This window comes from Streptomyces sp. NPDC086554 (genome assembly GCF_040686095.1).
Taxonomy (GTDB): Bacteria; Actinomycetota; Actinomycetes; order Streptomycetales; family Streptomycetaceae; genus Streptomyces.
This window is the reverse complement of the sequence record NZ_JBFBJK010000001.1, coordinates 152,510-164,671: the sequence shown is the minus strand read 5'-3', so window position 1 is coordinate 164,671 and position 12,162 is coordinate 152,510. Positions and strand designations below refer to the sequence as shown.

Genomic DNA, 12,162 nt, shown 5'->3' with positions numbered 1-12,162 from the left:
GGAGATTCCTGGCTCACGTCGGCTGCGGGTCATCGACCCACCAGCTCTTACACGCTCAACACCAGCCGGGTTGGAACCAGCCCGGGTGTATGAAGTTTTGGAGGGCACCGCTCATGCGCGCTTGGCTCTCGCAACGCATGCCAATGATCCTAACAGCCAATGGTGAGACGGGAATTCGCCCTGGCGGAGGTACCCGGTGAACTTCTGGGACTACCTCGGCAACCGCCACCAGCAGTTGCTGACGGACGCGTACCAACACGCAAGCGCGGTCTTCCAGTGCATGGTCGTGGCGACCGTCATCGGAGTACTGATCGGCGTCATCACGTACCGCAGCGAGTGGGCGGGCAATCTGGCCACGACCGCCACCTCCACCCTGCTGACCATCCCGTCGCTCGCCATGATCGGTCTGCTGATCCCGATCGTCGGGCTCGGTGTCGCGCCGACCGTCATCGCACTGACCCTGTACGGGCTGCTCCCGATCGTGCGCAACGCCATCGTCGGCCTGCGTGGCGTCGACCCCTCCCTGGTCGATGCCGCGAAGGGCATCGGGATGTCGCGGATCGCCCGCCTGATGCGGGTGGAACTGCCGATCGCCTGGCCGCCGATCCTCACCGGCATCCGTGTGTCGACGCAGATGCTGATGGGCATCGCCGCCATCGCCGCGTACGCGTCGGGCCCCGGCCTCGGCAACGAGATCTTCCGCGGCATCGGCTCGCTCGGCAGCAAGAACGCGCTCAACCAGGTGCTCGCGGGCACGCTCGGGATCATCATCCTGGCGCTGCTCTTCGACGCCGCGTACGTCCTGATCGGCCGCCTTACGATCCCGAGGGGTATCCGTGTCTGAGACCACCGCGACCGCCGAGGACACTGCGGCCCCGGCCGCCACGACCGGCGCGACGATCGAGCTTGAGAACCTCACCAAGCGCTACCCGGGCAGCAGCGACCCCGCCGTGGACAGCGTCAGCATGGAGATCAAGGCGGGCGAGATCGTCATCTTCGTCGGCCCGTCGGGCTGCGGTAAGTCGACCACGCTGAAGATGATCAACCGGCTCATCGAACCGACCAGCGGCCGCATCCGCATCGGCGGCGAGGACGTCACCGACATGGACCCGGTGAAGCTGCGCCGCAAGATCGGCTACGCGATCCAGGCGTCGGGGCTCTTCCCGCACATGACGGTGGCTCAGAACATCGCGCTCGTACCGAAGATGATCGGCTGGGGGAAGTCGCGGATCAAGGACCGGATCGAGGAGATGCTCGACCTGGTCGGGCTCGACCCCGTCGAGTTCCACAACCGCTATCCGCGCCAGCTCTCCGGCGGTCAGCAGCAACGCGTGGGCGTGGCAAGGGCGTTGGCGGCCGATCCGCCGGTGCTGCTGATGGACGAGCCGTTCGGCGCCGTCGACCCGATCACCCGCGACCACCTCCAGGACGAGCTGATCCGGCTCCAGCACGAGCTGCACAAGACGATCGTCTTCGTCACCCACGACTTCGACGAGGCCATCAAGCTCGGCGACCGCATCGCGGTCCTGCGGGAGCGCTCGCACATCGCGCAGTTCGACACCCCGGAGGCCATCCTCACCAACCCCGCCGACGACTTCGTCTCGGGCTTCGTGGGTGCGGGCGCGGCCCTGAAGCGGCTGAACCTCACCCGCGTACGCGATGTGGAGATCGCGGACTTCGCGACGGTGACCGTCGACGACCCGTTGCAGGAGATCTTCAACAAGCTGCGGGCCAGCGGCACCAATGAACTGCTGCTCCTCGACAAGCGCGGCCGCCCCTACAAGTGGCTGCGGCGCGGCGACCTGATGCGCGCCAAGGGCTCCCTGGCCCGCGCGGGCACCCTCGTGCACGACACCGTCACCCGCGACGCCACCCTGCGCGACGCGCTCGAAGCGGTCCTCACGGACAACGCGGGGCGGGTCGCGGTCACCGGGCGGCGCGGCGAGTACACGGGTGTGGTGGACATGGAGACCCTGATGAACTCCGTCCACGAAATGCTGGAGGCCGACCGGCTCGACGCCGTGGAGCACCAGCACGAACTGGAGGAGCAGCGCGCCCTGTTGACCCACCATGAGCAGGAGGGCGACGGAGGGGCGGCGAAGGCGTGAGCGGCATCCCCGGGAGCAACCCCCGGATCCCCGAGCACAGAACGTCCCCCGGCAACGGGGCCGACGACGACCGGCCCGAGGGCGAGCACGACGTCAAGGGCCACCCGTTCCGCGACTCCGGAGAGGGCGAGCCGGAGCCCGCGCCCCCGCCGGACACGGGCCAGGCGCGGCGGATCGGCTGGCAGAAGCTCACCTTCCTGCCCGCGGTGCTCGCGGTGATCCTCCTGATCACCTGGTGGTGGTTCGAGCAGGCCGACCTGGACTCGATCGCCACGAACGCCCTGGCGGACGGCAATGTCTGGCTCAGGCTCCGTCAGCACATCCAACTGACGGCGATCTCCACCTTCTTCGTACTGATCATCGCGATCCCGCTGGGCATCCTGCTGACCCGCAAGAAGCTGCGCAAGGCGGCGCCCGTCGCCATGGCCGTCGCCAACATCGGCCAGGCGACCCCGGCGATCGGTCTCCTGGCCCTCCTGGTGATCTGGATCGGCATCGGCGAGAAGGCGGCCCTGATCGGCATCATCATCTACGCCGTCCTGCCGGTCCTCTCCAACACGATCGCGGGCCTGAACGCCAATGACCCGACCTTGCTGGAGGCCGCGCGCGGCATCGGCATGTCGGCGTGGGGGGTCCTGGGCAAGGTCGAACTCCCGCTGGCCGTACCGCTGATCCTCGCGGGTGTGCGCACCGCGCTCGTACTGAACGTCGGCACGGCGACACTCGCCACGTTCGGCGGTGGCGGCGGTCTCGGCGACCTGATCACCACCGGCATCACCACGCAGCGGATGCCGGTGCTCATGCTCGGCTCGATCCTGACGATCGCGCTCGCACTCCTTGTGGACTGGCTGGCTTCGCTGGCCGAACTGGTCCTTCGTCCGCGCGGGTTGGAGGCGGGTTCATGAGGGTTACGTTGCGTACGGTGGCCGTCGGCATGCTGGGCGGGGCCCTGCTCGTGAGCTGCGGGCTCACCAGCGGCAGCCCCATGGTGGACGACGTCAAGCCGGGCACGATCGGCGAGGGGCTTCCCCTGAAGGGCGCCGATCTCACCGTCACCTCCAAGGAGTTCACCGAGCAGCTGATCCTCGGCGCGATCATGGGCATCGCCTTCGAGGCGGCCGGCGCGGACGTCCTCGACCGGACGGGCATCCAGGGCTCGATCGGCGCCCGCGAGGCCGTCAAGGGCGGTGACGCGGACGCCATGTACGAGTACACGGGCACCGCATGGATCACGTACCTGGGCAACTCCGAACCCATCGACGATCCGCAGCAGCAGTGGCAGGCGGTGCGCGACGCGGATCTGAAGAACGGCGTCACCTGGCTGGCGCCGTCCACGCTGAACAACACCTACGCCCTGGCCATGAACCAGAAGAACAGGGCCAAATACAAGACAAAGACCCTCTCCGACGTGGCCGCCCTCGCCAAGTCGGACCCGAAGGCGGTCACGCTGTGTGTGGAGAGCGAGTTCGCCTCGCGCGAGGACGGTCTGCCGGGCATGCAGAAGGAGTACGGGATGAGCATCCCGAACTCCAACATCACCAAGATGGACACCGGGATCATCTACACCCAGGCCGCCAAGGGGACGTGCACGTTCGGCGAGGTCTTCACCACCGACGGCCGCATCAAGGCGATGAACCTGACGCCGATGGAGGACGACAAGCACTTCTTCCCCAACTACAACGCGGCTCCGGAAATCAACAGCAAGGCGCTGAAGGAACACCCGGAGATGGCGGAGGTCCTGACCCCCATCACGAAGAAGCTGAACAACACGGTGGCGCGGGAGCTGAACTCCAAGGTGGATGTGGACGGGCAGGATCCGCATGAGGTGGCGAAGGACTGGCTGGTCGAGGAGGGGTTCGTCAAGGAGTAACTTACAAAGACTCCGTTGCAAAGAGAGTGTTGCAACGAAGTCTTTGCATGTCTACGCTGAGGAGCATGACGGAAGAGCCGGAGCCTCGGAAGGTTCACACCCTCACCCCCCACTCGCTGCGGGGACTCGCCCATCCCCTGCGCATGCAGCTGCTCATCTCGCTGCGGCGGGATGGCCCGGCGACTGCCTCCCAACTGGCCGACCGCCTGGGCGAGTCCAGCGGATCGACGAGCTATCACCTGCGCCAGCTGGCGGCCCACGGTTTCGTCGAGGATGCCCCGGAGCGCGGCAAGGGACGCGAGCGGTGGTGGCAGTCGGCGCACCAGGGGACACGCCTCGACGAGACGCTCATGAACGACCCGGACCCGACGGTGCGCGGCGCGGTCGGCGTCTACCTCCACGAGGTCGCAACGTTCCACGCCACAGAGCTCTCCACCTGGATCGGTACGCAGCACGACTGGCCCGCGGAGTGGGCGGAAAGCTCGGACATCAGCGACTACACACTGCGCCTGACGCCCGAGATCACTGTCGAACTGGCCGCCAAGGTCAACGAACTCATCGAGAGCTACCGCGAGTTGGCGGTCGACGAGGACACCCCCGGATCCGCCAAGGTGCGCCTGCACACCCACGTCTTCCCGACGCACTACACCGAGTGAGAGGTCTCAGCCATGCACCCCGACATACACCTGCGGCTACACCACTCCCGAGCCGCGGAGCTGCACTTAGCGGCACCTGAACGCTCCAGGCACCCCCATCTACGTACTCAACTGGGCTGGACCATGGTCGAGTTGGGCCTGCGCCTGGTCAGCAGCTCGGAACCTTGCCGCCCCGCTCCAGGGACCGCAGCGCGTCGATCGTGCCCTCAAGCGTCGTGACCGGAATCAGTTGAAGCCCCTTCGGCTTCTCCGCCTCCGCGTCCGCGCACTCGGCCTTGGGGACCAGGAAGACGGTGGCGCCGTCGCGCCTCGCGGCCTGCGTCTTCATGGAGACACCGCCGACCGGGCCGACCTTGCCGTCGGCGGAGATCGTGCCGGTGCCCGCGATGTCGCGGCCGCCGGTGAGGTCGCCGCCGCTGCCGTTCCCGTCGATGAGGTCGATGATGCCGAGGGAGAGGAAGAGGCCCGCGCTCGGGCCGCCGATCTTGCCGAGGTCGACCTCGACCTTCACCTTGTCCGTACCGTCCACGCCGCTCTCGTCGAGGTAGGCAAGCGCGGCCCGCGTGGCGGTGTCCTGCGACTTCTTCATGTCGCCGAGGTTGTGCTTCTCGACTTCCTTCACGTCGTCGCCGGTGGGATAGACCGAGTCCTTGGGCATCACGGACCGGTCCGTACGGAACCAGCCGTCCACCACGTCGCTCAGGCTGACGTCCGTCTCGGGGCCCGTGGCCACGATCGTCGTCATCCGCAGCTGCCCCTTGGGCTCCCGGGTGGGGGCGCCGGTGATCGTGATGACCCGCTTGCCCTCGCTCTCCCCGAGTACGTTCGCCGTCGACCCCGGCTGGGCCACGACGAACGGCAGCGGCACCAGGCCCGCGACGGCGAGCAGGGCGACCACGGGGACGGCGCAGACGCCGAGGGCCTTGGGGCGCGAGAGGCTGGAGAGGCTGGAGAGGGAGAACACGGGATCAATCTAACGTGACCGGATCAGCACGCTCGCCTCACCTCAAGGCATCGGCCACCTCACGCGCCGCGTCCACCACCCGCGGCCCCACCCGCTCCGGCACGGAGTCCGCCAGCATGACGACGCCCACGCTGCCCTCTATCCCGGTGACACCCACCAGGGGCGCCGCCGCCCCGCTCGCACCGGCCTCCAGCTCGCCGTGGGTGAGCGCGTAACCGGGGTCGGTCCCCGAGCCCTGGCGCGCCGCGAGGATCGCGCGTCCCGCGGCCCCGCGGTCGAGGGGGTGGCGGAAGCCCGTCCGGTAGGCCACGTGGTAATCCGTCCAGGTGGGCTCGACCACGGCGACCGCGAGGGCCTCCGTGCCGTCCACCAGCGTCAGGTGCGCGGTGGCACCTATGTCCTCCGCGAGGGAGCGCAACGCGGGCAGCGCGGCCTCCCGCACCAGCGGATGCACCTGGCGACCCAGCCTGAGCACCCCGAGGCCCACCCTGGCCCGGCCACCCAGGTCCCTGCGGACCAGCGCGTGCTGCTCCAGGGTGGCGAGCAGCCGGTACACCACGGTGCGGTTCACACCGAGCTTGTTCGACAGCTCGGTGACGGTGAGTCCATGATCGGTGTCGGCCAACAGCTTGAGGACACGCAGTCCTCGGTCGAGCGTCTGGGAAGTCTCCGCGGTCACGACGCCCACTCCTTAGGTGAGGGTCGACGGCCCCTTTACGCGGCGGTTGCGTCGCCGGTCCCGTGGGCGACGCGCGTCAGAGGCCGCCGGTCGGAACTCCGGCTGCGCTCCGCGGCGGCGCTGCCACGGGGCGTTTACGTTGCGGGGGACAGTAGCGAGGCCGTCCCGCTCAGCGGAAGACTCCGTCCAGAATCCGGGCACCTCGATGCGAGCTGCGCCCCTCATTGCCCCATTACGCGGGGCACGAGCAGTGTGGTGTGCACCACCTCTCCACATGGAACACACCCTTCCGTGGCGGGCCCGCGCAAGGACCCCAGCGACCCCGGCGGCCCCAGCGACCTCAGCGCATCCGCGTAGCCCACTCCCCGACCTTCGCGATGCGCTGCCGCAGCTGTCCCGCCGTCGCCTCCGCGCTCGGCGGGCCGCCGCAGGTGCGGCGGAGCTCCGTGTGGATCACGCCGTGCGGCTTGCCGCTCTGATGGACGTACGCGCCGACCATCGTGTTGAGCTGCTTGCGCAGTTCGAGCAGCTCCTTGTGGGAGACCACGGGCCGCCGCTCGGCCGGGAGTTCGAGAAGATCCGCCTCCTCGTCCGGCCGCTTCTTGCTGTGCGCTATCTGCCGTGCCTGCCGCTTCTGGAGCAGCATCTGCACCTGGTCGGGTTCGAGCAGACCGGGGATGCCGAGATAGTCCTGCTCCTCCTCGCTCCCCGGGTGCGCCTGCATACCGAATTCGGCACCGTCGAAGAGCACCCGGTCGAACACGGCGTCGGACTCGAGCGCCTCGAAGGAGAACTGCTCCTGCTCCCCCGTGTCCTCGTCCTGCTCCTTGTTCGCCTCGTCCATCTCCTTCTCGGACTCGGCGTAGGGGTCCTCTTCCCCTTCCTTCTTCGGCTTGTCGAGCGCGTGGTCGCGCTCGACCTCCATCTCGTTGGCGAAGCCGAGCAGGTCGGGGACGGTGGGCAGGAAGACGGACGCCGTCTCGCCGCGCCGCCGTGACCGCACGAAACGCCCCACGGCCTGCGCGAAGAAGAGCGGAGTGGAGATCGTGGTGGCATACACACCCACCGCGAGGCGCGGGACGTCGACGCCTTCCGACACCATGCGGACCGCGACCATCCAGCGGTCGTCCCCGTCGCTGAAGTCGTCGATCCGCTTCGATGCGCCCGTGTCGTCGGAGAGGACGACCGTCGCCTTCGTCCCGGTGATCTCCCGGATCAGCTTGGCGTAGGCGCGCGCGGAGTCCTGGTCGGAGGCGATGACGAGCCCGCCCGCGTCCGGGATGGCCTTCCTGACCTCGGTGAGCCGCTGGTCGGCAGCCTTGAGCACGTTCGGCATCCACTCGCCGCGCGCGTCGAGGGCCGTCCGCCAGGCCTGCGAGATCGCGTCCTTGGTCATGGGCTCGCCGAGCCGCGCGGCGATCTCATCACCGGCCTTCGTGCGCCAGCGCATGTTGCCGGAGTAGGAGAGGAAGATGACGGGCCGGACGACGCCGTCGCCGAGCGCGCTGCCGTATCCGTACGTGTAATCGGCGGAGGACCGCCGGATGCCGTCGTTACCTTCCTCGTACGTGACGAAGGGGATCGGGTTGGTGTCGGACCTGAACGGCGTACCGGTGAGCGCGAGCCGCCGCGTCGCGGGCTCGAACGCCTCCAGGCAGGCCTCGCCCCAGGACTTCGAGTCACCGGCGTGGTGGATCTCGTCGAGGATGACGAGGGTCTTGCGCTGTTCCACCCGATTCCGGTGCAGCATGGGCCGCACGCCCACACCCGCGTACGTGATCGCGACGCCGTGGTACTCCTTGCTGAGCGGGCCCGCGCTGTACTCCGGGTCCAGCTTGATCCCGATGCGGGCCGCCGCCTCCGCCCACTGCTTCTTCAGGTGCTCGGTCGGCGCGACCACGGTGACCTGCTGCACGACATGGTGGTGCAGGAGCCAGGACGCGAGCGTCAGCGCGAAGGTCGTCTTGCCGGCCCCGGGCGTCGCGACGGCGAGGAAGTCACGCGGCTGCTCCTGCAGATACCGCTCCATCGCACCCTGCTGCCAGGCACGCAGCTTGTTGGCCGTGCCCCACGGGGCCCGGCCGGGAAAGGCGGGAGAGAGGTGGTGGGAGGAGGCGGAGTTGGCGGCGGTGGTAGTCACGGTCTCCGGTTTTGGCACTCGGGTGCGGACGACAGCTGCGTACGACAGGTACGTACGACAACCGGGCCACCCTACCGGTGACCCTGCCGCTCCCCGGGGTTGACGGCGTCACGTCCACCCCGGGTGCGACAGGGGTCACATGGCCTCGTGCAGCCCTCGCAGCCGCCGGGAGATCAACCCCACATCGTCCAGGCCGCCGCTCGCCACCTCGATGACCAGCTTGTACGCCTCGTCCTGGTCCACGTCGACCATGTCAGCGCCGTTGAAGTCGAGGAACACGACGGTGCTCATCCACGCCATGCGCTTGTTGCCGTCGACCAAGGGGTGGTTCACGGCAAGCGACTGGAGCAGCGCGGCGGCCTTCTCGAACAGGTCCGTGTACGCCTCGATGCCGAACATCTGCGACTGGGGACGGTGGACGGCCGAGCTGAGGAGCCCCAGATCACGTACTGCGACTTCCTGCTCCCCACAGGCAAGCTCCGCCAGGTCCAGGACCTCCTGGACCGTGAGGTACTTCATCTACTCCCCCAGCCTCCGCAGCAGGTCGGCGTGGCCCGCCGCGTACTTGGCCCCCAGACGGCGGACGGTCGCGCGGTCCGCCTCCTGCTCCAGATACCGGTCGATCGCCTGAAGCACTATGGCGTGCATGCTGCGCCCCTCCTCCTCGGCACGCAGCTTGAGCGCCTCTTGCTGATCGTCGCGCATACGAAGGTTCATAGCCATACCACGATGGTACCGCCTATGGGGTCATGGCGGTACTGGTTAAGGCGACCGCTCCCGCAGCCGCGTCCCCACCCACGCCCCCACCAGGGCGACCGCCGCCATCGGCAGGAAGACGGCGACGAAGGCCCCTGGATGGGACCCGCCCGCCTCGCCCACGCCGTGCCCCGCGCCCACCATTCCGCCGCCGAGCGCGGCGAAGGCGGCCCCTCCGGCGGCGAGCAGCAGGGCATTCGAGAGCCCGTCGGAGATCTGCAGGGCGGCGGAGTTCGCGCCCGCGTCCTGCGGCGGCGAGAGCCTGAGCAGCAGCACGCTGGTCGATGCGATGACCATGCCCATGCCGAAGCAGCCGAAGCCCCAGGCAACGGCGACGATCCACACGGGCACGGCATGGATGAGCACGCTGGGCGCGGCGACGATGGCGGAGGCGACAAGGATCATGCCGATCACCATCAGCTTGCTCCGGTGGGGCTCCATACGCGGCCGCGACTGTACATACGACCCGAGCGCCCAGGTGGCGCCGCCCACCGCCAGCGAGAGCCCGGCCATGGTCGGGCTGAGCCCCCGCTCGGTGACCAGCATCAGCGGCACGAAGGACTCGGCGGCGATGAAGGACCCCGCGGCGATGCCGCGCAGAAGCACGACGGAGGGCAGCCCGCGCAGGGCCCGGTAGGCCCCGCGGGGCAGCAGCCCGAGCACTGCCGGGACGAGTACGGCGGCACCGACCGCCGCAGGGAGCAGCGACAGCCAGCGCAGATCCTGACCCGCGTACTGGAGGAGCCCGGCCCCCAACGAGATCCCCAGGGCGAGCCGGATGCGCCGCCGGTCGAAGGCCTCGACGGGCGCGGCGGGGTCGACGGGCCCGGAGGCGGTGCGCCGGATGGCGGGCAGCGCGAGCGCGAGCGGCCCGACGACAAGAACAGGGATCCCGACGAAGACCCAGCGCCACCCCAGGTGCTCCGTGACGGTCCCGGAGACCAGCGGCCCGACCACGGACGGCACGACCCAACTGGCCGCGAACGCAGCGAGGATGGAGGGGCGCAGATGCTCCGGATAAGCCCGGCTGACGACGACGTACAGGGCGACGATCACAAGCCCGCCCCCGAGCCCCTGCACGGCCCGCCCGAGGATGAACATCCACATGGCCCCGGCGGTTCCGGCAAGCAACAGCCCCGCGGCGAAGGCGGCGATCCCGCCGGCAAGCGGCCCGAGCGGCCCACGCCGATCGGCCCACTGCCCGGCGAGCACCATCCCGAACACCTCCGCCCCTGGACCCCTCGGGCGGCGATATCGGTGCGTCGAGCGGCCGATGACCCCTGTCCGAAGTCGCTGCCCTTCTGGTCCCTTGGTCGTACGTCTCCGACTCCCCGAATCAGCAGGCGCCGTCGGTGACCTCGGCGCTCACGAGGTAGTCCTCGCGCGAAACGTGCATGCAGTAGACGTCCTTGGTGTGGGCGGTGCTGACTTCGTAGCGGTCGTCGGACGCCTCGTGCACCCGGAGTCCGATCGCATGGGCAGGACCCTCGCCGGTGGCCTCGATGGCACGTTCAATGCGCCCCGCATAGCCACTGCTGTAGCCGCTCTCGAGTCCCTCCGGACTGTCGTCGTAAGCGCCGTCGAGCTCATCGGTGACCGCGTACACGGCATCGTGGAGCTCGCCCTCGCTCCACCGCGTACTCGTGTAGAAGTAATAGACCCCGCCACCGGCGAGGAGCAGCAGCACCACGATGAGGAACAGCCCCACAGGGCTGTTGGCGTTCAAGACGTACCGGCTCGTCCCCCAGTTGCTGCGGACAAAGACGGGCTCCTGGGCATCGTTTGGGCTGCTCATGCCAAGAACTTTACGATCGCCCGTTCCCGGATGCGTACGTCACGAAGTCGGCCCATGCGGTTGGGGCGAAGGCGAGTTGGGGGCCCTGGGGGGTCTTGGAGTCGCGGAGGTGGATGGTGGTGGGGGTGGTGGCTACCTCTACGCAGTCACCCGACTCGTTGCTACTGCTGAAGCTGCTCTTGCGCCACTCCAGGGCGATCTCGACGCAGTCCTCGCCGTTACTGCTGCTGCTGTAGCTGCTCTTGAACCAGTTCAGCTCGGAGGTTTCCCCGGCAGAGGCCTTGCGGATCATGTCTCTCCCAGCACTTGCTCGATGAAGGCGCGCGACTCCCGTGGCGGAAGAGCCCGGGCCCGGATGATTCCATACCGCAGTTCGAGGATGCGGAGCTGCCTCAGATCGGAGACCGGACGGCCCCCGAACTCACCGTCAGAGCGGCCCATTGCCGTGCCATCCCCGAACTTCAGCAACTCAATCAGGCCGCCCGTCCCGGGGTGGTCACCACAGACCGTCGGCATCACCTGAATCTCGACGTTCCGCAACTCCCCAACCTCCAACAGGCGTTCGAGCTGTCGGCGCAGGACCATTGTCCCTCCGATCGGCCGCCGCAGCGTCACCTCTTCCTGGACGAAGCTGAACTCAGGCGCAGGCGACCGCTCGAAGATCGACTGGCGTGCCATTCGCGCAGCCACCAGGCGCTCCAGCTCCTCGTCCGAGTACGCGGGCCGACGCGTCCCCAAGAGCGCCCGCGCGAACTCGTACGTCTGCAAGAGGCCATGGATGTTGTGATTGCTGTACAACCCCAACTCCACCGCCCTCTCCTCCAACTTCGCCAGCTCCCGCACCTTCTTCGGATACCGAGCCTCCCGCATCTCCTTCTTCATGGCGGAGACAAGCCCACCCGCGCCAAGGACCTCATCGACCTTGTCCAGATACTCGGGACGAGGGATCCGCGCCCCGCGCTCGATCTTCCGGATCAGGTCCTCCCCGTACCCGATGGCCTCCCCGAACTCCGCCACGCGAAGGCCCGCAGCCTCCCTCCGCAACTTGAGATGGTGACCCGCCATCTCGACCACCGCACTGATCTCGTCCTCGGGGTCGACGTCCCAACCAGGCTCATCCGCCCCGTCGTTACGCCCCACATCACCACGCCCAACGTCCACCGCGCCCACCTCCGACGTGCCGTCCAAGCCCAA

General features: G+C 68.4%; 13 protein-coding genes and 1 pseudogene. 5 read left to right on the top strand and 9 right to left on the bottom strand.

The features are described 5' to 3' along the window. The first annotated feature begins 196 nt into the window (after nt 1–196). The 5 genes from AB0O76_RS00655 to AB0O76_RS00635 all read left to right on the top strand — a co-directional run bounded on the left by AB0O76_RS00655 (nt 197) and on the right by AB0O76_RS00635 (nt 4,634). A complete protein-coding gene (locus tag AB0O76_RS00655; RefSeq protein WP_365483398.1) occupies nt 197–844 on the top strand; it encodes an ABC transporter permease in 648 nt (215 codons plus the stop codon). Next, nucleotides 837–2,108: a betaine/proline/choline family ABC transporter ATP-binding protein gene (locus AB0O76_RS00650; protein ID WP_365483395.1), complete on the top strand. Its 1,272-nt coding sequence runs from the start codon at nt 837–839 to the stop codon at nt 2,106–2,108. Before AB0O76_RS00655 ends, AB0O76_RS00650 begins: the two co-directional genes overlap by 8 nt. A gap of 26 nt (nt 2,109–2,134) precedes the next feature. Further along, on the top strand, nt 2,135–3,013 hold the full coding sequence (locus tag AB0O76_RS00645; protein ID WP_365484390.1) for an ABC transporter permease: 879 nt from the start codon (nt 2,135–2,137) through the stop codon (nt 3,011–3,013). Then, nucleotides 3,010–3,978 (top strand): glycine betaine ABC transporter substrate-binding protein, encoded by a 969-nt coding sequence (locus tag AB0O76_RS00640; RefSeq protein ID WP_365483392.1) that lies wholly within the window; start codon nt 3,010–3,012, stop codon nt 3,976–3,978. Before AB0O76_RS00645 ends, AB0O76_RS00640 begins: the two co-directional genes overlap by 4 nt. Before the next feature lie 65 nt (nt 3,979–4,043). Further along, nucleotides 4,044–4,634: a helix-turn-helix domain-containing protein gene (locus AB0O76_RS00635; protein WP_365483389.1), complete on the top strand. Its 591-nt coding sequence runs from the start codon at nt 4,044–4,046 to the stop codon at nt 4,632–4,634. A gap of 148 nt (nt 4,635–4,782) precedes the next feature. Here AB0O76_RS00635 and AB0O76_RS00630 read toward each other — a convergent pair whose 3' ends face one another. The 9 genes and pseudogenes from AB0O76_RS00630 to AB0O76_RS00590 all read right to left on the bottom strand — a co-directional run bounded on the left by AB0O76_RS00630 (nt 4,783) and on the right by AB0O76_RS00590 (nt 12,129). Then, a complete protein-coding gene (locus AB0O76_RS00630; protein ID WP_365483386.1) occupies nt 4,783–5,598 on the bottom strand; it encodes a S16 family serine protease in 816 nt (271 codons plus the stop codon). Between the two features lie 37 nt (nt 5,599–5,635). Next, nucleotides 5,636–6,277: a helix-turn-helix domain-containing protein gene (locus AB0O76_RS00625; RefSeq protein ID WP_135330836.1), complete on the bottom strand. Its 642-nt coding sequence runs from the start codon at nt 6,275–6,277 to the stop codon at nt 5,636–5,638. A 340-nt stretch (nt 6,278–6,617) separates the two neighbouring features. After that, a complete protein-coding gene (locus tag AB0O76_RS00620; protein WP_365483383.1) occupies nt 6,618–8,417 on the bottom strand; it encodes a DEAD/DEAH box helicase in 1,800 nt (599 codons plus the stop codon). Between the two features lie 135 nt (nt 8,418–8,552). Then, the gene (locus AB0O76_RS00615; protein ID WP_365483380.1) at nt 8,553–8,936 is read right to left on the bottom strand and encodes a type II toxin-antitoxin system death-on-curing family toxin; all 384 of its coding nucleotides are present in this window, start codon (nt 8,934–8,936) and stop codon (nt 8,553–8,555) included. Continuing rightward, nucleotides 8,937–9,134 (bottom strand): Arc family DNA-binding protein, encoded by a 198-nt coding sequence (locus AB0O76_RS00610; RefSeq protein ID WP_365484387.1) that lies wholly within the window; start codon nt 9,132–9,134, stop codon nt 8,937–8,939. Nucleotides 9,135–9,179: 45 nt separating this feature from the next. Next, nucleotides 9,180–10,397: pseudogene (locus AB0O76_RS00605) on the bottom strand (MFS transporter); the annotation flags it as partial. Between the two features lie 112 nt (nt 10,398–10,509). Next, nucleotides 10,510–10,968, bottom strand: a complete 459-nt coding sequence (locus AB0O76_RS00600; RefSeq protein ID WP_365483377.1) for a hypothetical protein — start codon at nt 10,966–10,968, stop codon at nt 10,510–10,512. Between the two features lie 10 nt (nt 10,969–10,978). Further along, entirely contained in the window at nt 10,979–11,260 is a 282-nt protein-coding gene (locus AB0O76_RS00595) for a DUF397 domain-containing protein (protein WP_365483374.1), read from the bottom strand. Beyond that, nucleotides 11,257–12,129 carry a helix-turn-helix transcriptional regulator gene (locus AB0O76_RS00590; protein WP_365484385.1) on the bottom strand — a complete coding sequence of 291 codons (873 nt, stop codon included), beginning with the start codon at nt 12,127–12,129 and terminating at the stop codon, nt 11,257–11,259. The genes AB0O76_RS00595 and AB0O76_RS00590 overlap by 4 nt, the downstream gene beginning before the upstream one ends. Nucleotides 12,130–12,162: the final 33 nt, after the last annotated feature.